The sequence below is a fragment of the Streptomyces sp. CBMA29 genome, from assembly GCF_014596445.1.
In the GTDB taxonomy this organism is placed as follows: Bacteria; Actinomycetota; Actinomycetes; order Streptomycetales; family Streptomycetaceae; genus Actinacidiphila.
This window is the reverse complement of record NZ_MECL01000083.1, coordinates 97,935-121,890: the sequence shown is the minus strand read 5'-3', so window position 1 is coordinate 121,890 and position 23,956 is coordinate 97,935. Positions and strand designations below refer to the sequence as shown.

At 71.7% G+C, this 23,956-nt stretch carries 21 protein-coding genes and 1 rRNA gene; 15 read left to right on the top strand and 7 right to left on the bottom strand.

Going from position 1 to position 23,956, the window contains the following annotated elements:
* Positions 1 to 3 precede the first annotated feature (3 nt).
* Positions 4 to 120 (top strand): 5S ribosomal RNA (gene rrf, locus BGM09_RS13180).
* A gap of 68 nt (positions 121 to 188) precedes the next feature.
* Here the strand turns inward: rrf and BGM09_RS13175 are convergent.
* Positions 189 to 1,337: a Cmx/CmrA family chloramphenicol efflux MFS transporter gene (locus BGM09_RS13175; RefSeq protein WP_188281719.1), complete on the bottom strand. Its 1,149-nt coding sequence runs from the start codon at positions 1,335 to 1,337 to the stop codon at positions 189 to 191.
* A 216-nt stretch (positions 1,338 to 1,553) separates the two neighbouring features.
* Between BGM09_RS13175 and BGM09_RS13170 the strand changes: the two genes are divergently transcribed.
* The 8 genes from BGM09_RS13170 (at position 1,554) to BGM09_RS13135 (ending at position 8,914) form a co-directional block, all read left to right on the top strand.
* Positions 1,554 to 2,201 carry an HAD family hydrolase gene (locus tag BGM09_RS13170; RefSeq protein WP_188281718.1) on the top strand — a complete coding sequence of 216 codons (648 nt, stop codon included), beginning with the start codon at positions 1,554 to 1,556 and terminating at the stop codon, positions 2,199 to 2,201.
* Positions 2,202 to 2,370: 169 nt separating this feature from the next.
* Positions 2,371 to 3,552, top strand: a complete 1,182-nt coding sequence (locus BGM09_RS13165) for an MFS transporter (RefSeq protein WP_223186778.1) — start codon at positions 2,371 to 2,373, stop codon at positions 3,550 to 3,552.
* On the top strand, positions 3,521 to 4,693 hold the full coding sequence (locus tag BGM09_RS13160) for an acetoin utilization protein AcuC (RefSeq protein ID WP_188281716.1): 1,173 nt from the start codon (positions 3,521 to 3,523) through the stop codon (positions 4,691 to 4,693). The genes BGM09_RS13165 and BGM09_RS13160 overlap by 32 nt, the downstream gene beginning before the upstream one ends.
* 245 nt (positions 4,694 to 4,938) lie before the next feature.
* Positions 4,939 to 5,772, top strand: coding sequence for a phosphatase (locus tag BGM09_RS13155; RefSeq protein WP_188281715.1), 834 nt, complete (start codon positions 4,939 to 4,941; stop codon positions 5,770 to 5,772).
* Between the two features lie 128 nt (positions 5,773 to 5,900).
* Positions 5,901 to 6,122, top strand: coding sequence for a helix-turn-helix domain-containing protein (locus tag BGM09_RS13150; RefSeq protein ID WP_188281714.1), 222 nt, complete (start codon positions 5,901 to 5,903; stop codon positions 6,120 to 6,122).
* A 137-nt stretch (positions 6,123 to 6,259) separates the two neighbouring features.
* Positions 6,260 to 6,358 carry a 30S ribosomal protein bS22 gene (locus tag BGM09_RS13145; RefSeq protein WP_003948845.1) on the top strand — a complete coding sequence of 33 codons (99 nt, stop codon included), beginning with the start codon at positions 6,260 to 6,262 and terminating at the stop codon, positions 6,356 to 6,358.
* 196 nt (positions 6,359 to 6,554) lie between these two features.
* Positions 6,555 to 7,622 carry an NAD-dependent epimerase/dehydratase family protein gene (locus tag BGM09_RS13140; RefSeq protein WP_188281713.1) on the top strand — a complete coding sequence of 356 codons (1,068 nt, stop codon included), beginning with the start codon at positions 6,555 to 6,557 and terminating at the stop codon, positions 7,620 to 7,622.
* A gap of 26 nt (positions 7,623 to 7,648) precedes the next feature.
* A complete protein-coding gene (locus tag BGM09_RS13135) occupies positions 7,649 to 8,914 on the top strand; it encodes a lysophospholipid acyltransferase family protein (protein ID WP_188281712.1) in 1,266 nt (421 codons plus the stop codon).
* 82 nt (positions 8,915 to 8,996) lie between these two features.
* Here the strand turns inward: BGM09_RS13135 and BGM09_RS13130 are convergent, their stop codons facing one another.
* The 4 genes from BGM09_RS13130 to BGM09_RS13115 form a co-directional block, all read right to left on the bottom strand.
* Positions 8,997 to 10,268 carry a DUF5667 domain-containing protein gene (locus BGM09_RS13130; protein WP_188281711.1) on the bottom strand — a complete coding sequence of 424 codons (1,272 nt, stop codon included), beginning with the start codon at positions 10,266 to 10,268 and terminating at the stop codon, positions 8,997 to 8,999.
* Positions 10,269 to 10,521: 253 nt separating this feature from the next.
* Positions 10,522 to 11,346: an ECF subfamily RNA polymerase sigma factor, BldN family gene (locus BGM09_RS13125; protein ID WP_188281710.1), complete on the bottom strand. Its 825-nt coding sequence runs from the start codon at positions 11,344 to 11,346 to the stop codon at positions 10,522 to 10,524.
* Positions 11,347 to 11,686: 340 nt separating this feature from the next.
* Positions 11,687 to 12,724: an HAD family hydrolase gene (locus BGM09_RS13120; protein WP_188281709.1), complete on the bottom strand. Its 1,038-nt coding sequence runs from the start codon at positions 12,722 to 12,724 to the stop codon at positions 11,687 to 11,689.
* Between the two features lie 105 nt (positions 12,725 to 12,829).
* Positions 12,830 to 13,099, bottom strand: a complete 270-nt coding sequence (locus BGM09_RS13115; RefSeq protein WP_223186745.1) for a glutaredoxin family protein — start codon at positions 13,097 to 13,099, stop codon at positions 12,830 to 12,832.
* A gap of 243 nt (positions 13,100 to 13,342) precedes the next feature.
* Between BGM09_RS13115 and BGM09_RS13110 the strand changes: the two genes are divergently transcribed.
* From BGM09_RS13110 to BGM09_RS13090, 5 genes are all read left to right on the top strand, one after another.
* Positions 13,343 to 14,041, top strand: coding sequence for a 3'-5' exonuclease (locus BGM09_RS13110; protein ID WP_317452685.1), 699 nt, complete (start codon positions 13,343 to 13,345; stop codon positions 14,039 to 14,041).
* 131 nt (positions 14,042 to 14,172) lie between these two features.
* The gene (locus tag BGM09_RS13105; RefSeq protein ID WP_188281706.1) at positions 14,173 to 14,883 is read left to right on the top strand and encodes a redox-sensing transcriptional repressor Rex; all 711 of its coding nucleotides are present in this window, start codon (positions 14,173 to 14,175) and stop codon (positions 14,881 to 14,883) included.
* Positions 14,880 to 16,235 carry a glutamyl-tRNA reductase gene (locus BGM09_RS13100; protein WP_188281705.1) on the top strand — a complete coding sequence of 452 codons (1,356 nt, stop codon included), beginning with the start codon at positions 14,880 to 14,882 and terminating at the stop codon, positions 16,233 to 16,235. Before BGM09_RS13105 ends, BGM09_RS13100 begins: the two co-directional genes overlap by 4 nt.
* Positions 16,236 to 16,784: 549 nt before the next feature.
* On the top strand, positions 16,785 to 17,777 hold the full coding sequence (hemC, locus tag BGM09_RS13095) for a hydroxymethylbilane synthase (protein ID WP_411158297.1): 993 nt from the start codon (positions 16,785 to 16,787) through the stop codon (positions 17,775 to 17,777).
* Entirely contained in the window at positions 17,774 to 19,435 is a 1,662-nt protein-coding gene (locus BGM09_RS13090; protein WP_188281703.1) for a uroporphyrinogen-III synthase, read from the top strand. Before hemC ends, BGM09_RS13090 begins: the two co-directional genes overlap by 4 nt.
* A gap of 54 nt (positions 19,436 to 19,489) precedes the next feature.
* Here the strand turns inward: BGM09_RS13090 and BGM09_RS13085 are convergent, their stop codons facing one another.
* Positions 19,490 to 21,721, bottom strand: a complete 2,232-nt coding sequence (locus BGM09_RS13085) for a HelD family protein (RefSeq protein ID WP_188281732.1) — start codon at positions 21,719 to 21,721, stop codon at positions 19,490 to 19,492.
* A gap of 349 nt (positions 21,722 to 22,070) precedes the next feature.
* Between BGM09_RS13085 and hemB the strand changes: the two genes are divergently transcribed.
* Positions 22,071 to 23,057 carry a porphobilinogen synthase gene (gene hemB / locus BGM09_RS13080; RefSeq protein WP_188281702.1) on the top strand — a complete coding sequence of 329 codons (987 nt, stop codon included), beginning with the start codon at positions 22,071 to 22,073 and terminating at the stop codon, positions 23,055 to 23,057.
* On the opposite strand, the gene BGM09_RS13075 is transcribed toward hemB, so the two are convergent.
* Positions 23,054 to 23,950, bottom strand: a complete 897-nt coding sequence (locus BGM09_RS13075) for a patatin-like phospholipase family protein (RefSeq protein WP_223186744.1) — start codon at positions 23,948 to 23,950, stop codon at positions 23,054 to 23,056. The two genes, hemB and BGM09_RS13075, sit on opposite strands and share 4 nt — an antisense overlap.
* Between the last annotated feature and the right edge of the window lie 6 nt (positions 23,951 to 23,956).

Below are 23,956 nucleotides of genomic sequence, written 5' to 3'. Positions count from 1 at the left end.
TGTTTCGGTGGTCATAGCGTTAGGGAAACGCCCGGTTACATTCCGAACCCGGAAGCTAAGCCTTTCAGCGCCGATGGTACTGCAGGGGGGACCCTGTGGGAGAGTAGGACACCGCCGAACAATCTTTATGGAAGAGGCCCGGCCTCGGATCTTAGGATCCGAGGCCGGGCCTCTTTTGCGTTCTCCTTTTATGCTCTCCTGAGGAGCGGGAGGGCGAGGAGGACGAGAAGGGTACTGGTCCAGAAGGGGGCGAGGGGACCAGCGCTTGTGTGGAGGGTGGCGGCGGCGGTCAGGGGGCCGAGGACCGCGCCGAGGTTGAGGGCGGCGGTGGCGTAGGAGCCGGACATGGTGGGGGCGGCGGCTGCTTCGTAGAGGACGCGGGTGATCAGGGTGCCGCCGAGGAGGAAGGACAGGGCGCCCTGGAGGAAGACGAGGGGGAGCAGGGCGGCCGGCCTGTCGGCCAGCAGGGCCAGGGCGAGCCAGCCGAGGAGCAGGAGCGGGCCCGCGGCGGTGAGGACCAGGCCGGGGCGGTGGTCGGCCAGGCGGCCCGCGAGGGTGACTCCTGCGAAGGACCCGGCGCCGAAGAGCATCAAGGTCACGGAGATCCACAGGCGGCCGAGGCCCGCGGTGTCGGTGACGACCGGTGCGAGGAAGGTGAAGCTTGCGAAGGTGGCCGCGTTCACCAGGGCGCCGAGCAGCAGACTCGTCACCAGGCGTGGGGACTTGAGCAGTGCCAGCTCGGTGCGCAGGCCGGGTTCGGCCGCGGACGTACGAGCCGGCGGCCGGGCCGGAACGCCCTTGAGGATTCCCGCGGCGGCGGGCAGGCACAGCACGGCGATCGCCCAGAAGGTGGCCCGCCACCCCAGCAGGGTGCCGAGCACCGCGCCTCCGGGTACCCCGGCGACCGTGGCCACCGTCGTCCCGGCGAGCAGTACGGCCAGTGCGCGCCCCTTGCGGTCGGGGGACACGAGCGTGACGGCGGTGGTGAGGGCGACGGCGAGGAAGCCCGCGTTCGCGAGCGCGGCGACGATCCGGGTGGCGAACAGGACCGGGAAGCTCCCGGTGACGGCGCCCGCGGCGTGCGCCGCCGCGAAGGCGACGACGAAGGCGAGCAGGCTGCCGCGGGCGGGCCAGGCCCTGGCGAGCGCGGCCATCAGCGGGGCGCCGACGACCATGCCGATCGCGAAGGCCGAGGTGAGCGTGCCCGCGGTCCCGACCGTCACATCGAGGTCGGCGGCGATCTCCGGCAGAAGGCCGGCCAGCATGAATTCGGAGGTGCCCATGGCGAAGACGGCCATGGCGAGCAGGTACAGCGGAACAGGGAGACGTAGAGGCATCGAGAAAGGCTCCGAGGTGAGGAGATGCACGAGAGGAAACGTGAACGTCGTCTCGTCACCGCGGTCAGCGCCCGGGGGCGCGCAGCGCAGAAAGTGAGCTGCGGACTCAGTGGTTCAGGGGGCTGACGGCGTGACCGAAAGCCCCCGCCTTGGATGCCTCGGGGCTCGACATGGCCCGTACGCTACCGGATCCGTGCCCCCAACTACAGTGGCCGTATGCGGTATGACCTGGTCATCTTCGACAATGACGGCGTCCTTGTGGACAGCGAGCCGATATCCAACCGGATTCTCGCCGGGCACCTGACGGAGGTGGGGCATCCGACGACGTACGAGGACTCGGTCCGGGACTACATGGGCGCGGCGGTGCACCGGGTGCACGACGTGGTGTGGGAGCGGTCGGGGCGGCGGCTGCCCGACGGGTTCGACGAGGAGCTGCACGCGCGGGTGTTCGCGGCTTTCGAGCGGGAGCTGGAGCCGGTGGCGGGGGCGGCGGGGGTGCTGGACCGGCTGGTGGCGGAAGGGGTGCCGTACTGCCTGGCGTCGTCGGGGAGTCATGAGCGGATCCGGGTGGCGCTGCGCAGGACCGGGCTGTACGAGCGGTTCGGGGAGGAGCGGATCTTCTCGTCGCAGGACGTGGGGCGGGGGAAGCCGGCGCCGGATCTGTTCCTGCACGCGGCGGCCGTGATGGGGGTGGCTCCTGAGCGGTGCGCGGTGGTCGAGGACAGTCCGTTGGGGGTGCGGGCGGCGGTCGCGGCGGGGATGGACGTGTACGCGTTCACGGCGATGACCCCGGCGGAGAAGGTGGCCGGTGCGACGGCCCTGTTCGGTGCGATGGAAGGGCTGCCCGACCTGCTGTTGGGGTGATCGGGAGCGGCCCGGGGAGCCGTACCGCGAGGGTTGATCACAATTGTGACCCCCGCCACCTACTCATCCGTAGCTTCCGCGTTTACGCTGCTCGCTCATGGACGAAGCCGCGCAGAGCGCCCCCGGGGGGCCCGCCGCCCCCGTGAAGTACCGGCAGCCGGACGACCGGCTGCGGCACGGGCGGGCCGCGCTCGCGATCAGCTTCTTCGCGCAGGGCGCGCTCTTCGCGCTGCTGGTCACCCGGATTCCGGCGATCCAGGACCGGTACGGCATCAGCGACGGGCTGCTGCCGGTGTTCCTGGCGGCGGTGCCGATCCTCGCGGGCCTGGGCAGCGTGGCGACCGAGTACGTGGTGAAGCGGATCAGGCCGAGTGTGGTGCTGCGCTGGGTGCAGCCGGTCGTGGCCCTGGTCCTGCTGCTGCTCGGCGCGGGCGACCAGTTGTGGATGGCGGCGGTGACGCTGGCGCTGTTCGGGGTGTGCGTCGGCGGTCTGGACGCGTCGATGAACATGCTCGGGGTGAGCCTCCAGCACACCTACGGCCGCAGCATCATGCTCGGCTTCCACGCCTCGTACAGCCTGGGCGGGATCGTCGGGGCGTGTCTGGCGTGGTCGGGGGCGCACTGGCACATCTCGCTGGTGGCGCTGTACGGGCCGGTGGTGGCGGTGCTGATCCCGTTGACGCTGGTGGCGAGCCGCTGGTACGCCGACCAGGAGCAGCCGTCAGTCAGCGGGCTCGGGGGCGAGAAGCAGGCGGTCGTGATGCGGCTGCTGATGCCGCTCTGCCTGGTCATGGCCTTCGCGTACATCGGTGACTCGACGGTCTCCAACTGGAGCGCGAAGTACCTCCAGGACACCTTGCACAGCTCGGAGCAGCTCTCCACCGTGCCGTACGCCGTCTACATGGTGACGACGCTGATCGGCCGCTCGGTCGGTGACTTCGGGGTGCGGCGGTACGGTGCCGCGTCCGTCGTCCGGCTGGGGACGGTGCTGGCGATGGCGGGCTTCGCGGTGGTGGCGGTGGCGCCGGGGGCGTGGGTGGGCATGCTGGGCTTCACGCTGCTCGGGCTCGGGCTGTGCGTGATCGTGCCGCAGACGTTCGCGGCGGCCGGGCGGATGTTCCCCGGTGCCTCGGACTCGGCCATCGCGCGGCTGAACATCTTCAACTACGTGGGTTTCCTGGTCGGCTCGCCGCTGGTGGGCGCGCTGGGCGATGTGTGGAGCTACCGCGGGGCGATGCTCGTGCCGATGGTGCTGGTGGGGGCGACGCTGTTGTACGCCAAGTCCTTTGAGGCCGGGCCCGCCGGGTACGGTGTCGGCCATGAGCGGCCGAGCACAGTTGATGTGGGATGAGCGGGTAACCAGGTACGACTTTGGTCCTGGCCACCCGATGGACCCGGTGCGGCTGTCGCTCACGCGCGGTTTGGTGCGGGCCTTCGGGCTCGACCGGGAGCTGTCGGTGGTGGCGGCGCCCGCGGCCGGTGACTCGACGCTGGCGCTGGTGCACCGGGCGGATTACGTGGCGGCGGTACGGGCCGCGTCCGCGGATCCGGCCGCGGCGGATCTGTCGTACGGGCTCGGCACCGAGGACAATCCGGCGTTCGCGGGGATGCACGAGGCGTCCGCGCTGATCGCGGGGCAGTCGGTGGGCGCGGCCGAGGCGGTGTGGCAGGGCGATGTGCTGCACGCGGTGAACTTCGCGGGCGGGCTGCACCACGCGATGCCGGGCGCGGCGGCGGGTTTCTGCGTCTACAACGACGCGGCGCTCGCGGTGGCCCGGCTGCTGGAGCTGGGCGCGGAGCGGGTGGTGTACGTGGACGTGGACGTACACCACGGCGACGGTGTGCAGACGGCGTTCTGGGACGACCCGCGGGTGCTGACGATCTCGCTGCACGAGCATCCGCGGACGCTGTTCCCGCAGACGGGCTGGCCGGACGAGACGGGCGGGCCCGCGGCGGAGGGCGGCGCGGTCAATGTGGCGCTTCCCGCGGGGACGGGTGACGCGGGCTGGCTGCGGGCCTTCCACGCGGTGGTGCCCGAGCTGGTGGCGGCGTTCCGGCCGCAAGTGGTTGTCTCGCAGCACGGCGCGGACACCCATTTCGAGGATCCGCTGGCGCATCTGGCGGTGTCCTTGGACGCGCAGCGGCTGGTCGCCGAGGCGTGTCACGCGCTGGCGCACGACCACGCGGAGGGCCGCTGGGTGGCGCTGGGCGGCGGGGGTTACGCGGTGGCCGATGTGGTGCCGCGTACGTGGACGCATCTGGTGGCGATCGCGGCGGGCGCGCCGGTGGCGCCGAAGACGCCGGTCCCCGAGGAGTGGCGGCACGAGGCCTACGCCCGGACCCGGCAGCAGGCGCCGCTGCGGATGACGGACGGCCGTGATCCGCGGTGGGCGGACTTCGCCGACTCCGGTTACGACCCGGCGGACCGGCTCGACCAGGCCGTGATCGCCACCCGCCGCGCGGTCTTCCCGCTCCACGGGCTGCTTCCGTAGGACCTGCCCGGCGACGGGCCGTAGCGCGTCGTGCACTTTCCGGCGACGGAGCCGCTCCTTCTCCACGGAATCCCCCAATTTCGCACACGCCGTCATCGCGCGGTCCGGTAACCCGTTACGGCGAGGCGCGTACGCGTGTGGCGTAGGTCTTCTACGTCTGGAGCGCGCTCGGCGCGGGTCACCCGCACGGGGTGTTTTTGGCGGTTTCGTACCCGGCGGGCGGGGGGAGTCGGGACGATCAAGGGGTGCTGAGTGTCGGCGCGCTGCGCGCGCATCTGGTGGCGGCCCGGCTGGCGGGACGGGTCTCGACCCCGAGGGAGAAAAGTCTGCACAGTTACCGGCTCTTCGCGGCGCGGGACCCGCGCCAGACGCTGGGGCTGGATCCGGAAGGGGAGTGGGGCACGGCCGAGTTGCTCCGGCTGATGGCCGACCGCTGCGGTGTGTCGCCGGACCCGGCGGAGACCTCGGGGCAGGACACGATCGACCCGGACTGTACGGTGGCGGCGCTGGACGCCTTCGCCGAGCGTCTTGGCAGGGCGGCGCAGGATCGTATCCCCGTTCTGCTGGGGACGGGACACCCTCATCGGCTGCTGGGCTTCTACGCCTCTTTGGCGGCAGCCCTGTCGGCGGCGGGATGTGTGATTCTCACCCCTGCGTACGGCGGCTACGTCGATATGCCGACACAGTTCGGGGTACGGCGTCACAATCTTTGGTACGTGGGAGGTGTCGCTGTGGTGCGCCCCGTGCCTGGTGCGGAGGGGCCGCAGGAGGGTGCCGGGGCGGCGGAACCGGGTGCTCACACGCACTCCCCGCTGCCCGTCAGAGCGGCCCTGGCGGCTGCCGCCGAGCAGGGCGGGGTGCTGCCGCGGCTGGTGGTCGGGGACCACGGATTCGTATGCGGGGCAGGGCAGTTGGGCATCGAGGCGATCGGTCTGGCGGACTCCGACGACCCCGCGGTGTTCGTCGCGGAAGCGGAGGGCAGGGTGTCGGTCGCCGTTCCACTGGACGACACCGTGCGGTCCGATTACTACCGGCCGCTTACCCGCTACGTACTCCATCGGGCGTGGCTGTCACAGTAATCAACTATTGGCAACTCCTCTTCCCCACTTGCATCATGCGCCCCTAATCTGAGGGGGAGCGCACTTGACTGTTGGAGTCGCCGGAGGGGAAGCCGGTGGCCGTCAGGTGCGGAAAGTTCAGGTGTGTCATGGCTTCAAGCGAAACCAGACCTCTCAACGAGGTCGTGTTCCTTACCGTGGCCGAAGTTGCCGCGGTCATGCGCGTGTCCAAGATGACGGTGTACCGGCTGGTGCACAGCGGTCATCTGCCGGCGATCCGGGTGGGGAGGTCTTTCCGGGTTCCGGAGCAGGCCGTCCACGACTACCTGCGTGAGTCCTATGTGGGGGTGGGGGTGGGGGAATCTGCCTGATCTCGCCCGCCGAGGGCCGCTGACCGCCTGCGTGGGGCTCGGTTTATGCTCGTCCGCCTCGGGCGGGTAGGCTTGGCCGACGTAGGTCGTGTGGGCTCGGACGCCCCGCACCGAGTGAAAACGAAGCGAGGGTAGTCGTGGGCTCTGTCATCAAGAAGCGGCGTAAGCGTATGGCCAAGAAGAAGCACCGCAAGCTGCTGAAGCGGACGCGCGTTCAGCGTCGCAACAAGAAGTAAGCGGGCTCGACGCAGTACGCCGCTCTTCCTGCCCCCTCCACCGCCCGTAGGCGGCGGAGGGGGCAGTGGCGTTTTCCGGGGCAGGTGTGACAGCAGGGGCAGCGGCGTGACGTCGGCAGCCCGTACAGCGGGCCGTCACTGCGGCGCAACAACGAACGGGTACGGTGCGTACAACTCCGTAGGAAGGCGCTGAACCGTGGGCAAGGTGGTGCTCGTCACCGGAGTCGCGCGACCGATCGGCGGCCGTTTCGTCCGCCGGGTCCTGCGGGAGTCCGACGTCGACCGGGTGATCGCGGTCGACGCCGTGCCGCCCGAGCACGATCTGGGCGCCGCGGAGTTCGTCCGCGCCGACATCCGGCAGCCCATGATCGCCAGGATCCTCGCGCAGATGTCGGTCGACACCGTCGTGCACCTGGACGTCAGCGCCACCACCACGATGGGCTCCGGCGGCCGGACGCAGGTCAAGGAGACCAACGTCATCGGCACGATGCAGCTCCTGGGCGCCTGCCAGAAGGCCCCGACCGTGCGGCGCCTGGTCGTGAAGTCCACCACCAGCGTCTACGGCGCCGCGCCGCGCGACCCGGCCGTCTTCACCGAGACGATGCCCGCCAAGTCGCTGCCGAGCGGCGGCTTCGCGAAGGACGCCGTCGAGGTCGAGGGGTACGTACGGGGCTTCGCGCGCCGCCGCCCGGACGTCGCGGTCGCGGTGCTGCGGTTCGCGAACATCCTCGGCGCGCACGCCGACACCCCGCTCGCGGAGTTCTTCGCGCTGCCCGTGCTGCCCACCGTCTTCGGCTACGACCCCCGGTTGCAGTTCGTTCACGAGGACGATGTGAACGAGGTGCTGGTACTGGCCGCGCTCGACGCGCGGCGCGGCACGCTCAACAGCGGGACCTTCAACATCGCGGGCGACGGGGTGCTGCTGCTGTCGCAGACCGCGCGGCGGCTCGGCAAGCCGACCGTGCCGGTGCTGCTGCCCGCGGTCACCTGGATCGGGCGGACGCTGAAGGCCGCGGGCGTCACCGACTTCTCGCGCGAACAGATTCGGCTGCTGACGCACGGCAGGGTGGTGGACACCCGGCAGATGCGTGAGACGCTCGGTTTCGCGCCGGCGTACACGACGGCCGAGACGTTCGCCGACTTCGCGCGCAGCCGCGGCCCCGGGCTGCTGCCGCCGGACCGGATGGCGCGCGCCGTCGACCGGCTCGCCGCGGCGGCGCTGGCGCCCGACGCCGCGGACGCCACCGACGCCGACCACGCGTGACCGCACCAGGCAGAAGGAGTCGAACCATGGCAGACGCCAAGGTGATCCCGTTCGGCGACGATTCGCGGGCGCGGCGTACGGGCTCGGGTTCCGGCTCGGGTACGGGGTCCGGCTCGGGTTCGGGCCGGTCGCGCGGCGGCCGGTCCGCGGGCGCCAGGAAGAAGGACGGCGCAGGGTCGTCCGGCGCGGGCGGGCAGGGTACGCAGCCGCTGGCGGCGGTGCCCGAGCCGGAGGGGCCGGAGGTGCCGGAGTCTCAGGAGAGGGCCGGGGCGGGGTCAGAGCCGGGCGGTACGGGCGCGGCGATCCCCGCGCAGGGAAGCGGCGGCGGGACCGAAGCGGAATCCGCCACGGGGGCGCGTACGGATTCCGGTTCCGGGTCCGGGTCCGCCGCCGGGGACGAGGGGCCGGGGCTGGCCGCCGCGCTCGGCGGGGTCGCCGACCGGCTGCTCGGCGGGGAGTGGGAGCGGAAGGTCGCCTCCGGCCTGTCGTTCCTGCGGCGCCGGGTCACCGGCGAGTACGAGGTCGACGAATTCGGCTACGACGCCGAGTTGACCGAGCAGGTGCTGATGTCGGTGCTGCGGCCGTTCTTCGACACGTACTTCCGGGTCGAGGTGAAGGGCATCGAGAACATCCCCGCCGAGGGCGGGGCGCTGGTGGTCTCCAACCACTCCGGGACGCTGCCGGTCGACGGCCTCATGACGCAGGTCGCCGTGCACGACCACCACCCGGCGGGGCGGCACTTGCGGCTACTCGCCGCCGACCTGGTCTTCATGCTCCCGGTGGTCAACGAATTCGCCCGCAAGGCCGGGCACACGCTGGCGTGCGCGGAGGACGCCGAGGTCTTGCTGGAGCGCGGTGAGGTCGTCGGTGTCATGCCGGAGGGCTTCAAGGGGCTCGGCAAGCCGTTCTCGGAGCGGTACAAGCTCCAGCGGTTCGGGCGCGGCGGATTCGTCGCGACGGCGCTGAAGACGAAGGTGCCGATCATTCCGTGCTCGGTGGTCGGCGCCGAGGAGATCTATCCGATGGTCGGCAACTCCCGCACCCTCGCGCGCGTGCTCGGCGTCCCGTACTTCCCCCTGACCCCCACCTTTCCTTGGCTGGGGCCGCTCGGACTCGTCCCCCTCCCCACCAAGTGGACGATCCAGTTCGGCGAGCCGATCCTCACCGACGCCTACCCGCCCGAGGCGGCGGAGGACCCCATGCTCGTCTTCAACCTGACCGATCAGGTCCGCGAGACGATCCAGCACACCCTCTACAAGCTCCTGGTGGACCGCCGCTCGGTCTTCTTCTGAGCCCAGCCCGTCACGCGGCGGACAGCGAAGGGCGGCCGGTTCTCCTTGCGGGGAGCCGGCCGCCCTTCGGGGTGCGGTGGGGCTAGTCGTTCGCGTCGTCCACGCCGAGGCCGAGGCCCGGGAGGAGGCCGGGGAGGAGCGGGGGGAGGGTGACGGAGTGCGGCGGGGTGGCGGAGGTGGACGGGGTGTCCGTGGCACCGCTGCCGTTGCCGGGAGTGCTGTTCGGCGGGGGCGGGAGCAGCGGCCCGCCGATCAGGCCCTCGTGCTGCGGGGCGGTGGGCGACGCCGACGGGTCGCCGCCCGGCGCCTGCCCGGACTTGCTGTCCCCGGACGCGGGCGCGGACGGCGTGCCGGAGCCGGAGTCCGTACCGCTGCCCGTACCGTCGTCGCTTCCGCCGCCGGAACGCCGGTGGCCCTGCGAGCCGGAGGAGCTGTCGTCCTTCGGCTTGGGGAGCACGGATTCGAGCGGCTTGACGTCATCGTCTATGGCGGCGAAGACCGACGAGACCTGGTCGGAGACATCGGTGAGCTGGCTGGGCAGCTTGCCGCGCATCTCGGTCCAGCCCTGCCGGTGCGACGCGGCGAAGGTGTTGAGCAGCGCCATCGGCTGGAGCGAGCCGTCCTTCGCGTACGCCTGGCTGAGCAGCCGGTGTCCCTCGGCCGCCTCCTGCCGCATGCCGGACAGCGCCTTGCGCACATCGCCGACGGACTCGTCGTCGAGCTGTCCGCCGCGCTGCCGGTCCATGAGCCGCCGGGCCTCCTGCATGCGCGTGGAGGCCATGTCGAGGTAGACCTTGCCGCGGGAGGCGTCACTGCCCGCCATGTCGAGCTTCAGGTCCTCCATGCCCCGTTTGAGGCCGTAGAGGGTGTCACCAGGCAGCGCGTTCGTACTGGCCGCCGCGACTCCGCCGAAGGCACCGGCGGCGACGCCGACGGACAGGCCGCCGACCGCGAGCCGCCGGGACAGCCGGGAGCGCGGGGTGAGCTTGCGCAGCCGGTGGGCGCCGTGCCCGCCGTGTCCTTGCGAGCGCTGCTCGGGGACCCGGCCCGCCACCTCGAAACTGCCGTCGGCGATGGCCTGTTCCATCGCGGCGATGAGCTGCGCGCGCTGGACGGTCTTCTTGTCGGCGTCCAGTACGGGCGCCGGCCGGTCAACGATGGCCGCGGCGAGCGACAGCAGCGAGTCCTGTTCGGGATCCGCGTGCCGGGCGGCGGCATGGCTGCCGTGCTGCCCGCTCGCCGGTCCGGCACCGCCGCCACCGCGCTCGCCGGTGGTCTCGTCGAGGACAGCAGCGTCCTCAAGGGCCTGGGCGAAGGCGTTCGCCCGGCGGTGTGCCGTTGCCTGTCCGATCACGGGCGGCACCTCCTCTCGTCATCCACACTCGACTCCCCATGCCGCCCGGAAGGTTGCGTTCCCGGCTGCCGTCCACCCGATCGAGTGAACAGCAACAGGCAGCGCGCGGCACAGATATGTCTGCATGTGATGCAACGAGTGCCGGGCCAGTTGGGTTACGCAGGTCTGATGATCGGGTCGGCTCTGATGATCGGACTGATAGGCCGAATGATGGCCTGCCGGGGTACGGGACACCGTCCGGGACAAGGCCGGCTCACCGGGCGTCTTCCGGTAGGAGCCTGGCCAGGGTGCGGACCGCCCGGTACTGGAGGGTCTTGATCGCCCCCTCGTTCTTGCCCATGATGCGGGCGGTCTCGGCCACCGAGAGACCCTGGAGGAACCGCAGCGTGACGCACTCCTGCTGCTGCGGATTGAGCTTGCGCACGGCCTGGAGCAGCGCCTCGTTCGACAGCGACTCCAGAACGGAGTCCTCAGGGCTGCGCTCGACCTCGTTCGCGTCGAGCATTTCACCGGTGGTCACTTCCAACCGGAACCGGCTCGATTTGAAGTGGTCGGCGACCAGATTGCGGGCGATCGTGACCAGCCACGCGCCGAAGTCACGGCCCTGCCAGGTGAAGGTACCGATTCTGCGCAGGGCGCGCAGGAACGTCTCACTCGTCAGGTCCTCGGCGGTGGCTTTGCTGCCGACGCGGTAATAGATGTAGCGGTAGACGGTGTCGGAGTAGTGGTCGTAGAGCCGTCCGAAGGCTTCGGTCTCGCCTTCCTGGGCCCTTTCGACCAGGTCCATCATCCGGCCGCTGTCGGTGTCGGAGGCCGGGCGCCGGGCGGTGGTCGTGGCGGTCGACTGACCGCCGCCGGAGCCGTTGCCCGTGCCGGTGGTGCTGGTGGAGCTGCTGCGGGTGCGTCTGCCTGCGGCTGTGCTGACTTCGGCCAGCGCGTAAGCGTGGCCGGGGACGGTGGGACCGGACGTGGCGAAGGCGGGCACGGCGTACGTGGGGACTGTGCGCATCAGGCGGTCAACCACCAGTGCGCGCAACGCAGCCAGGCCAGAGGTGTCAACCCCGTCGTGTGGGTACACGGGACTCCCAGAGGCAGAACTTCCATCACGTGCAGTACGGGACCGTTCACTCGTCGTGGCGACGTGCGGGTACCGGAATGCGTCTGAGGAGAATAACGCTTCGTACAGGCGACGCTACACCGAGTTGCTCAAATCGCCGTTTCCGCCACTTCCTAAGCGGAATGGTGATCGAGTAATTATCGAACAGGCGCGCTTAGTTGACCACTTCTGCTCGTGAAATGGTCGCGGAGAGAGCGTGTTGTGCTCGTGTTCACGCGTGTCGCTCCCGGCACTTCGGGCCCCTCGTGGCACGGCGAGGCTGCCGCGCCACGGGGGCCACAGGCGTCACGGGAGGGCGGTGTCAGGAGTGCCGGCGGCGGCTGATCGCGACAGCGGCCACGGCGCCGCCCGCCACCGCGCCCATCCCGGCCGCGGCGGGGATGCCGATCTTGGCGGCCTTGCGCCCGGTGCGGTAGTCGCGCAGCCGCCAGCCCTCGGCGCGGGCGTGCTTGCGCAGCCTGCTGTCGGGGTTGATGGCGTACGGGTGGCCGACCAGGGACAGTATCGGGATGTCGTTGGAGGAGTCGCTGTACGCGGCGCACAGCGACAGGTCCAGGTCCTCGGCGGCGGCCAGGGCGCGTACGGCCTCGGCTTTCGCGGGTCCGTGCAGCGGTTCGCCGACCAGGTGCCCGGTGTAGACGCCGTCGACCGACTCGGCGACCGTGCCGAGCGCGCCGGTCAGGCCGAGGCGGCGGGCGATGATCGTGGCGGTCTCGACAGGCGCGGCGGTCACCAGCCAGACGCGCTGCCCGGCGTCCAGGTGGGCCTGGGCGAGCGCGCGCGTGCCGGGCCAGATCTTGCCCGCCATGTACTCGTCGTAGATCTCCTCGCCGATGGACGTCAGTTCCTCGACGCGGTGCCCCTTGATGATGGACAGCGCGCTCTCGCGCACGTCCCGCATGTGCCCGGGGTCCTCGTTGCCCGCCACGCGGAAGTACGTCTGCTGCCAGGCGAAGCGCAGCAGGTCGCGGGTGTCGAAGAACTTCCGCTTGTACAGGCCGCGGCCGAAGTGGAATATCGCGGCGCCCTGCATCACGGTGTTGTCGAGGTCGAAGAAGGCCGCCGCGCGGGGCTGGTCGGAGGCGGGGAATTCGGCTTCCTCCGGCTCTCCGGGTGCTGTCGGCTCCGCGCGCGCCTCGCGCTCCGCGCGCGCTGATTTCTCGGCCGGATCCGCCGCCTCGGCGGCCGGGGTCTCCTCCGGCCCGGCGGAAACCGCGTCCCGCGGCCGGGTCTTGGTGGCCAGGGCGGCCTCCGCGGCCAGTGCCGCGGCCTCGCCTGCCAGCACACTGCGCTCGGTGCCGGCCTGCCTACGGGGGGTGAGCCATCTGCGTGCGGCCATACCGCGAGCATAACCACCCGGCGCGTCAAGCCCTGTTCGCCCACGATGCGCGGGCGTGAACGCCACACGACCGGACAGTGACCGGGTACGGGTCCCCGCCGGGGGTCAGCCCGCGGTGAGCGCGGCGCGCAGCCGCTTCTCGTCCACGCGCCAGAACGTGTGCTGTTCGCCGTCGACCAGGACGACGGGGATCTGCTCCCAGTACCGCGCGTACAGCGCCTCGTCCCGGGTGATGTCCCGTTCCTCCACGGCCGCGCCGGTCTCGCCCGCCACCTTCTCGATCACGGCGCGCGCGTCGTCGCACAGGTGGCAGCCGGGCTTGCCGATGAGCGTGACCGTGCGCACGGCCGACGCCGCGCTGTCGTCGTTCGTCATACGGGCCATTGTGCGCCGGACGGTACGGGCGCCTGTACGACGGGTGCGCGTACGGGGAACGGGCGCGCGGGACGGTTACGCGTACGGCGCCGGATCGCACCAACTGTCACCCGTGACCCTCCGCGCAGCCGTACTGCACCTGTGTCACAGGCGATATGCGGGCGTTACTCGCACTCGCGCACATTCGATTACGATCGAGGTCGTTTTGTACGGCCGGGGGCGATGCGTGAGGAGTGTGACCGCGTGCTCTCGGCTCCGAGCCAGGCTTCGGCGTACGGCTTTGCCGTGGTCGACGTCGAGGCGACCGGTTCGTCGTCGCGGCGGCACCGGGTGGTGGAGCTGGCGGTCGTCCTGCTGGACAAGGACCTGGCTCCGCAGGGCGAGTTCGCGACGCTGGTCGATCCGCACGGTCCGGTCGGCCCGACGCACATCCACGGCATCGAGGGCGGCGACCTCGGCGGGGCGCCCTCGTTCGAGGGCATCGCGGCCCGGCTGCTGAATCTGCTGCGCGGCCGGGTGCTCGTGGGGCACAACGTGGGGTGCGACCGCTCGTTCCTGGCCGCCGAGTACGCCCGCCTCGGGGTGCGGCTGCCGTCTATACCAGAACTTTGCACGATGCGGATGGCCGCCGCCCGCTTGCCCGTTCCGCACGGGCTGTCACTGCGCGACTGCGCCGCGGCGGCGGGCGTCACGCAGTGGCACGCGCACACCGCGCTGGGTGACGCTCTTGCGACGGCCGAGCTGTTCTCGCACTACGTTCGGGGTGCGGAATCGGTCGAATTCGCGGAATCCGCCGTTCTGGACGAGCGGCTGGCGCTGGCGGCCGCGGTGGAATGGCCGCAGGCCACTGGCCTGACGGGGGTCGTTGACGCACTCTGGAAGCGCCGCAGCAACGATTCCGCACGGCGAATGGTGCCCAATGTCCGTAATGGGAGCGCGTGATGCCGGTCACGTCCGCCGGGCAAATCGGACACCATCTTTGTGCACGCGTTCACAAAGACATAGCCTGGCGTCCACGGGGCGGCCCCAAAGACCGTGGTCGTCTTCAGCCCAGCTCTACCCGCAGGAGCACCGTGGCAACTGGCCGATCTCACCGACCGGCGACCCGCAGCCGAGGGATTCCCGAGGCCACCGTCGCCAGACTTCCGCTGTACCTGCGGGCACTGACAGCACTCTCCGAGCGCTCGGTGCCCACCGTGTCGTCGGAGGAACTCGCCGCCGCCGCCGGGGTCAACTCGGCCAAGCTGCGCAAGGACTTCTCCTACCTCGGCTCCTACGGGACCCGTGGCGTGGGCTACGACGTCGAGTACCTCGTCTACCAGATCAGCCGTGAGCTGGGCCTCACGCAGGACTGGCCGGTCGTCATCGTCGGTATCGGTAACCTCGGCGCCGCGCTCGCCAACTACGGCGGATTCGCCTCCCGCGGCTTCCGGGTCGCCGCGCTGCTGGACGCCGACCCCGCGCTCGCGGGCCGTCTGGTCGCCGGGCTCCCGGTCCGCCACATCGACGAGCTGGAGTCGATCGTCGACGACAACCAGGTGTCGATCGGCGTCATCGCCACGCCCGCCGGCGCCGCCCAGGAGGTCACCGACCGCCTCGTGGCCGCCGGTGTGACCTCGATCCTCAACTTCGCGCCGACCGTGCTGACCGTTCCCGACGGCGTCGACGTACGCAAGGTCGACCTCTCCATCGAGCTCCAGATCCTCGCCTTCCACGAGCAGCGCAAGGCGGGCGAGGACCGCCAGGACCCGGACGGTGACGTACCCGCCGTGATGCCCGCATGAGCGTTCTCGTCGTCGGACTCAGCCACCGCAGCGCACCCGTGAGCGTCCTGGAGAGGGCCGCGCTCACCGGGGACGCCCGCGCCAAGCTGCTCCAGGACGCGCTCGCCGCGGAGCCCGCGGCCGAGGCGGTGGTGCTCTCGACGTGCAACCGCATCGAGCTGTACGCGGACGTCGACAAGTTCCACGCCGGGGTCGCCGAACTGTCCACGCTCCTCGCCCAGCACAGCGGCGTCGGCCTCGAAGAGCTGACCCCGCACCTGTACGTGCACTACGAGGACCGGGCCGTCCACCACCTGCTCTCCGTGGCCTGCGGCCTGGACTCCATGGTCGTCGGCGAGGGCCAGATCCTCGGCCAGATCAAGGACGCGCTGGCCGCCGCGCAGGAGCTGCACACCGCGGGCCGGCTGCTCAACGACCTGTTCCAGCAGGCCCTCAGGGTCGGCAAGCGCGCCCACTCCGAGACCGGGATAGACCGGGCGGGCCAGTCCCTGGTCACCTTCGGCCTGGACCAGCTCGCCGTGACGACAGGACCGCTCACCGGCCGCCGCGCCCTCGTCGTCGGCGCGGGCTCCATGTCCTCCCTGGCCGCGGCCACGCTCGCGCGCGCGGGTGTACGCGAGCTGGCCATCGCCAACCGCACCGTCGACCGGGCCGAGCGCCTCGCGGCGACGCTGGCCTCCGACAACAGCGCCCTCGACAGCCGCGCGATCCCCATGTCCGAGGTGTCCGCCGCGCTGCGCACCGCCGACGTCGTGGTGTCCTGCACCGGCGCGACCGGCCTGGTGCTGACCGCGGACGACCTGCGCGCCGCCCTCGCCGAGCGCCCTGCGGGCAGCGACCTCGCCGTGCTGGACCTCGCCATGCCGCGTGACATCGACTCGGCCGCGCACGGGGTGCTCGGCGTGCACCTGGTCGACATAGAGTCGCTGGCCGCCGCCTCCGCCGACGCGCCCATGGCCGCCGACGTCGACGCCGTGCGCGCCATCGTCTCCGACGAGGTCGCCGCCTTCGGGGCGGCGCAGCGTGCCGCTCGCATCACGCCCACCGTGGTGGCGCTGCGCGCCATGGCCGCCGACGTCGTGGCGGGTGAACTTTCCCGCCTCGAAGGTAGGCTGCCCGATCTGGACGACAAGCAGCGCGCCGAGATCAGCCAGACGGTGCGCCGCGTCGTCGACAAGCTCCTGCACGCGCCCACCGTGCGGGTCAAGCAGCTCGCGGGCGAGCCGGGCGGCGCGGGCTACGCCGACGCCCTGCGCGAGCTCTTCGACCTCGACCCGCAGGCCGTAGCCGCCGTCCGCTCCGCGCCGACCCGCACCACCCTGGGCGTCCCAGAACCGAATCGAGGCCGCTGAATGAACGAGACGGGTGCCCCCCAGGGGCCCGGCGCTGTGTCGGCGACGGTGCCGGACGCGACAGTTCGTGCCCCCCAGGGGCGCGGGGCCGCGTCCGACCTGCGGCTGCCGCCGCGTGGACGCGTGGGCGCGAGCGGCCCGCGGCCGGCCACGGCGGACCTGCGGTCGGCGACGGTGCCGGGTGCGGCAGGTCGTGCCCCGCAGGGGCGCGGGGCTGCATCTGATGTGCGGCTGCCGCCGCGTGGGCGCGTGGTCGCGGGAGGTGCCCCGGTAGGGGCGCGGGGAACTGCGCGGCCGACCACGGCGGACCCGCAGTCGGCGACGCTGCCGGGCGTGGCAGGTCGTGTCCCGCAGGGGCGCGGGGAACTGCGCGGCCAGCCCGTGACGGCCGGTGGTCCGGAGACAGCCGTGACTGCCCCGCTGGGGCGGGCGGGCGTGAGCGGCGCCGCTGCGGCTGAGCGCGCGGTTCCCCGCGCCCCTGGGGGCCAGGTCCCGAGCGCCAGCGGCTCTGCCTCCGGGCGGGACGGCGACCCGGTGGGGGCAACGCCCTTGCGGGAGGGAGCTGTTGAGGGCGGACCCTCTTTGCGTGGGGCGCAGCCCCTGCGGTTGGGGACCCGGCGCAGCAAGCTGGCGATGGCGCAGTCGGGCATGGTCGCCGCCCAGGTGACGGAACTGACCGGCCGCCCGGTCGAGTTGGTCGAGATCACCACGTACGGCGACGTCTCACGAGAGAATCTGGCCCAGATCGGCGGCACCGGCGTCTTCGTGTCGGCCCTGAGGGACGCCCTCCTGGCCGGCGAGATCGACTTCGCGGTGCACAGCCTCAAAGACCTGCCCACCGCGCAAGCGGAAGGGCTGACGCTCGCGGCGATCCCGGTACGGGAAGACCCGCGGGACGCACTCGTGGCCCGCGACGGCCTGACGTTCGCGACGCTGCCCGACGGAGCGCGGGTCGGCACGGGCTCCCCGCGACGGATGGCGCAGCTCAACGCGTGGGCACGGTCACACGGCAGGGCCGTGGAGACGGTGCCGATCCGTGGCAATGTTGACACCCGCATCGGGTACGTTACTTCCGGCACGCTCGACGCGGTCGTACTGGCCGCCGCCGGGCTGAACCGTATCGGCAGGCTCGCGGAGGCGAGCGAGCTGATCGCTGCCGACGCCGTACTGCCCGCTCCCGGCCAGGGAGCGTTGGCGGTCGAATGCGCCGCCTCCAACCAGGAGTTGGCCGCACAGCTCGCCGAGCTCGACGACCCGTTCACCCGGGTCGCCGTGACCGCCGAGCGATCCCTGCTCGCCGCCCTTGAAGCCGGCTGCTCCGCCCCTGTGGGCGCGCTCGCCGACCTCGTGGCCGACGGGCAGACTACCGAGCTGCGCCTGCGCGGTGTCGTCGGCACGACCGACGGCGCCTCACTGGTGCAGATGTCCATCACCGGCCCCGTACCGGCGTCCGACGACGAAGCGCGTGCCCTCGGGCGCGAGTTGGCCGTCGAGATGCTCGCCAAGGGTGCGGCCGGTCTTATGGGGGAGCGCGCACTTTGAACCCCGCCGCCGTCGCTGCAACGACGAACACCGCCGGGACCGCCGGTTCCAACCGACCTTCTTCCGGCCACGTCACCTTCCTCGGTGCCGGGCCCGGAGACCCCGGGCTGCTGACCTTGCGCGCTGTGGAGGCGCTGGCCCGTGCCGACCTGCTGGTCGGCGACGCGCCGGTGCTCGACGTGGTCCGCACGCACGCCCGCGCGGACGTGGGCACGGCCCAACCCGCCGCAGACGGCGAGGTGTTGGACATCTCCGCTGTCTCGGCTGCTGCCACCCAGCTTGTCATGGCGTCCGCGCGGACCGGAAAGCGGGTCGTCCGTGCGGTCGCGGGCGACCCCGGTCTCGACTCGTCCGCGGCCGAGGAGATGCTGGCCTGTGCCCACGCGGGCATCCCGTTCGAGGTCGTGCCCGGCGTGGCCGCCGCCGTCGGCGTACCCGCCTACGCGGGCGTGCACTTGAGCAGTGACGTGCGCTTCGTGGACGCGGCCACCGCCGGCGACCGCTGTTGGAACGAGGTGGGCGCGAGCGACGCGACGCTGGTGGTCTCCACCACGCTCCAGACCGTAGCGATCGCCACCGCGGAACTCATCGCCGCCGGACGCAAGCCCGACACCCCGCTGTCGGTGACCGTCGCCGGGACCACCACCCGGCAGCGCACCTGGACCGCGACCCTGGCCACCATCGCCGCGGAGCTGAAGGCGACCAAGGCGTTGCCGACGCCCGAGGGACCGATCGCCGCGATAGCCGTCGTGGGCGAACGCACCGCCCAGCGACGGCACTTGTCGTGGTTCGAGACCAAGCCGCTGTTCGGCTGGCGGGTGCTGGTGCCGCGCACGAAGGAGCAGGCGGCGTCGCTGTCCGACCAACTCCGTTCGTACGGCGCCGTGCCGCACGAGGTGCCGACCATCGCGGTCGAACCGCCGCGCACGCCGCAGCAGATGGAGCGGGCCGTCAAGGGCCTGGTCACCGGACGCTACGAGTGGATCGCCTTCACGTCGGTGAACGCCGTCAAGGCGGTGCGCGAGAAGTTCGAGGAGTACGGGCTCGACGCGCGGGCCTTCGCCGGTATCAAGGTCGCCGCGGTCGGCGAGCAGACCGCCCAGTCGCTGGTGGAGTTCGGCGTCAAGCCGGACCTGATGCCCAGCGGCGAGCAGTCCGCGGCCGGGCTGCTGGAGGACTGGCCGCCGTACGACCCGGTCTTCGACCCGATCGACCGCGTCTTCCTGCCGCGTGCCGACATCGCCACCGAGACGCTGGTGGCCGGTCTTGTCGAGCTGGGCTGGGAGGTGGACGACGTGACGGCCTACCGGACCGTGCGCGCCTCGCCGCCGCCCGCCGACACCCGTGAGGCCATCAAGGGCGGCGGATTCGACGCGGTGCTGTTCACCTCGTCCTCGACCGTGCGCAATCTCGTCGGCATCGCGGGCAAGCCGCACAATGTCACGGTGATCGCCTGCATCGGGCCCGCGACCGCCAAGACGGCGGAGGAGCACGGGCTGCGGGTGGACGTCATGTCGCCCGAGCCGTCCGTGCTCGCCCTCGCGCAGGCCCTCGCCGACTTCGGTACGGCCCGCCGGGTCGCGGCCGAGGAGGCGGGCGACCCGGTCACCCGCCCCAGCGAGCGCCGTCCCGGCTCGCGCAGAAGGGCCCGCGTCTAGGGTCCGCGTCTAGGGTCCCCGTCCAGGGCCGCACTTGAGGCCCGGGGCCTTGGACTACCGCAGCGCCGGGGGCAGTTGCTCCCGGTGGACGACGCCCAGGCGCTGCGTGGCGCGGGTGAGGGCCACATACAGGTCGCTCGATCCGAACCGGGCGGGCTCCACGACCAGCACATGGTCGAATTCCAGGCCCTTGGCCTGGCGCGGGGCCAGCAGCACCAACGGCCGGGTCAGGTCGGGCGCTTCGCCCGCCGTGACCCCGTCCAGCGCGGCGGCGATCTCCTCGTGCAGTTCGCGCGGCGCGATCACCGCCAGGCGGCCCTGCCCCGGCAGCGGCGTCAGCTCCGCGGCGGCCTTGGCGACCGTCCCCGCCAGGTCCCCGCCCGCGTCCCGCGTCCATGGCCGCTCGCCGGTCGACCGCACCGACACCGGCAGCACGTACTCCGGGTCCCGCTCGCGTACGACCCCGGCCGCCAGCTCCATGATCTCGGCGGGCGTACGGTAGTTGACCTTCAGCGTGACGTGCTCGAAGCGGTCCCCGACGTACGGCCGCAGGATGTTCTCCCACGAGCCGACGCCCGCCGCCTCCGACGTCTGCGCCGGGTCGCCGACCAGCGTCAGCGAACGCGTCGGGCTGCGGCGCATCAGCAGCCGCCACGCCATCGGCGACAGGTCCTGCGCCTCGTCCACGATGATGTGCCCGAACGCCCACGTACGGTCGGCGGCGGCGCGCTCGGCCGCGCCGCGGTGGTCGTCCTCCTCGTGCCGCTCGGCCATCCGCTCGGCGTCGATGATGTCGTGCGCGGCCAGCACCTCGGACTCCTCGTCCTCGAACTCGTACGACTCCGAGCCCCGCGACAGCTCCAACACGCCCTGCGCGTAGGCGATCCGCTCCTGCCGTACGGCCTCCTCGGCCGCCAGCCGGGCGCTGTCGTCCACGCCGAGGAGTTCGGCGGCCTCGTCCAGCAGGGGCACGTCCGCGGGCGTCCACGGTGCGTCGAGGGGGTGGTCGGGGCGCGGGCGCCGGATCGCGTCGGAGTCCTCGGCGGGCAGGTACACCGGCGCGGCCAGATAGTCGGCCAGGAACGCCTCGGGGGTCAGCGGCGGCCACAACTCGTCGGCGGCTGCGTGGACTTCCTTGCTCGCCGCGATGGCCCGGCCGAGCAGCGCGATGTCGTCGGGCCCGAGGAAGTTGGGCCCGCCGTACGGGTCGGCGCCGATGCGCTCGGCGAGCTGCGCGGTCAGCGCGTCGATCACCCGGAAGACGAAGTGCGGGCGGGCGAGGTTGTGCGGCAGCAGGGTGTCGCGGGCGCCCTGCCGGGCCTCGTACGCGATCTCCCAGTCGAGGATGAGGTCGCCGTCGTCGTGCTGGATGATCAACGGGGCGCCGGGCTCGGGCAGTTGCTGCCGGTCGCGGACGGCCGTCGCCAGCGCCTCGGCCATCTCCTCGCCGCCCTTGACGGCGGCGGCGCGCGGCGAGTCGGAGGTGCCGGTGGCGTGGACGCCGGGGAAGAGCTCGGCCTGGGTGGCGAGCAGGACGCCGGTCTCGCCGAGCGCGGGCAGCACCTCTTCGATGTAGCGCAGGAACGCCGGGTTGGGGCCGACGATCAACACCGCGCGTTTGGCGAGCAGTTCGCGCTGCTCGTACAGCAGGAACGCGGCCCGGTGCAGGGCGACGGCGGTCTTGCCGGTGCCGGGGCCGCCCTCCACGACCAGGACGCCCCGGTGCGGGGCGCGGATGATGGTGTCCTGCTCGGCCTGGATGGTCCGCACGATGTCGCCCATCCGGCCGGTGCGCGCGGAGTTGAGCGCCGCGAGCAGCACGCTGTCGCCGTTGGGGTCCTCGAAGCCGGTGCGCTCGCCGTCGGCCAGGTCCAGGATCTCGTCGTGCAGCTCGGTGACGGTGCGGCCCTCGCTGGCGATGTGGCGGCGCCGCCGCAGACCCATCGGGGTGTGCCCGGTGGCGAGGTAGAAGGGGCGGGCGACGGGCGCGCGCCAGTCGATGAGCAGCGGCGTACGGTCGGCGTCGTCCTCGCGGATGCCGATCCGGCCGATGTGGTGCGTGGCGCCGTCGGAGCGGTCGACGCGGCCGAAGCACAGCGAACCGTCGACCGCGTTCAGCGCCGCGAGCAGGCCGGAGCGCTCCGTGACCCGGATGTCGCGTTCGAGCCGCGCCTGGAGGCCGGTGCCGACCGGCGTCAGGGCGTCCTCGACGCCCTGCGCCGCGACACCGCGCAGGGCGTCGACCCGTGCGTGGACGCGGTCGATGAATTCCTGCTCTTCCCGCAATTCGACGCTTTCCCGATTTGACAAAACGGCTCCCCGTCGGATATGGTTCAGTCTTGTTGGCCCCGTGATCGGGGCCTTTCTCATGTGCGCGGAATGCGCGCAGAAGAAACCAATATACGCGTGGCGATCCCCGGTCGGCAATTGTCCGCCGGGGATTTCTCATGCGCGGTGAAGATCGCGTGGCGGGCGTACGGATCTTCTTCTCCTTTGCGTTGCCGCGGCCCTTTGCGGAGCCGACTGGGCGTCGGGAAAAGCACTCCGGGAGCGGGCGTACCGTGGGGACAGAGCCCTCGATCGTGAGGGTGCCTCGATCTCCACGGGCCTGGGCCCACGGGAAGGCGGCGCAGCCATGAGCAGCCGGTACGGCGAGTTCCCGGGCGCGCGCCCGCGACGTCTGCGGACGACCCCGGCGATGCGCCGCATGGTCGCCGAGACCCGGCTGTCCCCGGCGGAGCTGATCCTGCCGATGTTCGTCCGCGAGGGCATCAGCGCGCCGCAGGAGATCTCCTCCATGCCCGGCGTCGTCCAGCACACCCGCGACTCGCTGCGCAAGGCGGCGGCGGAAGCGGCGGCGGCCGGGGTCGGCGGCATCATGCTCTTCGGCGTCCCCGAGGTGAAGGACGCGGTCGGCAGCCAGGGCACCGAGCCCGACGGCATCCTCCAACTCGGCATCCGTGACGTCGTGTCCGAGGTCGGCGACGCGCTCGTGGTGATGTCCGACCTGTGTCTGGACGAGTACACCGACCACGGCCACTGCGGCGTGCTCGACGCCGAGGGCCGCGTCGACAACGACGCCACGCTGGAGCGCTACGCCGAGATGGCCCAGGTCCAGGCGGACGCGGGCGTCCACGTGGTCGGCCCCTCCGGCATGATGGACGGTCAGGTCGGCGTCGTACGCGACGCGTTGGACGAGATCGGCAAGCAGGACGTGGCGATCCTCGCGTACACCGCGAAGTACGCCTCCGCCTTCTACGGCCCCTTCCGCGAGGCGGTCAACTCCTCGCTCAAGGGCGACCGCAAGACCTATCAGCAGGACCCGGCCAACCTCCGTGAGGCGCTGCGCGAGCTGGCGCTGGACCTGGAGGAGGGCGCCGACATGGTGATGGTCAAGCCCGCGCTGCCCTACCTGGACGTGCTGCGCCGCGTCGCCGACGAGGTGAACGTGCCCGTCGCCGCGTACCAGATCTCCGGTGAGTACGCGATGGTCGAGGCCGCCGCCGCGAACGGCTGGATCGACCGCGACCGCGCGATCATGGAGACGCTGACGTCCATCCGCAGGGCGGGCGCGAACATGATCCTCACGTACTGGGCGACCGAGGCCGCCCAGCAGCTCTAACTCTCCCGCGCCTGCGGGAAGTCCTCGAACTCGCGGTCGGACAGCGCCGCCAGGGCGTCGGCGTACCCCAACTCCTCGGCCCGCAGCAGCCGTTTGCGGTCGGTCTCCGTCCGGCTGGTCAGGACGTCCGGGTCGGACGGGGTCACGCGGTGGATCGGGATGGACCCGAACGAGCCCTGGACCATGATCTGTTCGGAGACCCGCGCCAGCGGGTTGTAGGCGAGCATCAGGCCGCGTACCGGGGGAGAGATGCCGGGCGCGGTACGGATGACCAGCGCCTCCTTGCCGCTGAGGTGGTGGCCGAGCGAGCCCGCGCCGACCGTGGAGACGGCGATGACCGCGCTCGGCTTACGGGCCAGCGCGCGCAGCAGCGGCAGCGGGTCGGAGATGCCGCCGTCCACGTACGTCTGGGACCGCAGCCTGACCCGCCGGTGGTAGAGCACCGGGATGGCCATGGTGGCCCGCAGCACCTCGAAGAGTTCGGCGTCCGAGGCGCACCGGCCGAGGTCGAAGTACTCGGCGATGGACGTGACCGCGTTGGTGACGGCGACCTCGAAGGTCAGCGCGTGCTTGGTGAGGCTGGCCAGCGAGAGCCCGGTCTGCTCGCGGATGACGGAGACGAGCAGGTCCACGTCGACCGTCTTCGTCACACGCCTGCTGTCGATGAAGTTCCGTCCGCTGAGCTCGTCCAGGAACGTCTTCACCAATTCGGTGAGGTCCGGCGCGTCCTCGGCCCGCGCCTGCCCGGCGAGCACCGCCCCGGCCACGCACCCGGCGCTGGAGGAGTGCACGGAACCCACCTTGCTGTGGATGCCGAGGTCGACCATGCCGCGAACGACCCCCAGCGCGTAGACGGACCGCATCGCGCCACCTTGAACAGCGACCGAAAGCATCGGGGC

Excerpts from the sequence above, each read along its gene's own strand:
- BGM09_RS13075 (WP_223186744.1), bottom strand. The coding sequence starts at position 23,950 with ATGCTTTCGGTCGCTGTTCAAGGTGGCGCGATGCGGTCCGTCTACGCG.
- BGM09_RS13135 (WP_188281712.1), top strand. The coding sequence starts at position 7,649 with ATGGCAGACGCCAAGGTGATCCCGTTCGGCGACGATTCGCGGGCGCGG.
- BGM09_RS13100 (WP_188281705.1), top strand. The coding sequence starts at position 14,880 with ATGAGCGTTCTCGTCGTCGGACTCAGCCACCGCAGCGCACCCGTGAGC.
- hemB (WP_188281702.1), top strand. The coding sequence starts at position 22,071 with ATGAGCAGCCGGTACGGCGAGTTCCCGGGCGCGCGCCCGCGACGTCTG.
- BGM09_RS13115 (WP_223186745.1), bottom strand. The coding sequence starts at position 13,099 with ATGACGAACGACGACAGCGCGGCGTCGGCCGTGCGCACGGTCACGCTC.
- BGM09_RS13150 (WP_188281714.1), top strand. The coding sequence starts at position 5,901 with ATGGCTTCAAGCGAAACCAGACCTCTCAACGAGGTCGTGTTCCTTACC.
- BGM09_RS13120 (WP_188281709.1), bottom strand. The coding sequence starts at position 12,724 with ATGGCCGCACGCAGATGGCTCACCCCCCGTAGGCAGGCCGGCACCGAG.
- BGM09_RS13170 (WP_188281718.1), top strand. The coding sequence starts at position 1,554 with ATGCGGTATGACCTGGTCATCTTCGACAATGACGGCGTCCTTGTGGAC.
- BGM09_RS13175 (WP_188281719.1), bottom strand. The coding sequence starts at position 1,337 with ATGCCTCTACGTCTCCCTGTTCCGCTGTACCTGCTCGCCATGGCCGTC.
- BGM09_RS13160 (WP_188281716.1), top strand. The coding sequence starts at position 3,521 with ATGAGCGGCCGAGCACAGTTGATGTGGGATGAGCGGGTAACCAGGTAC.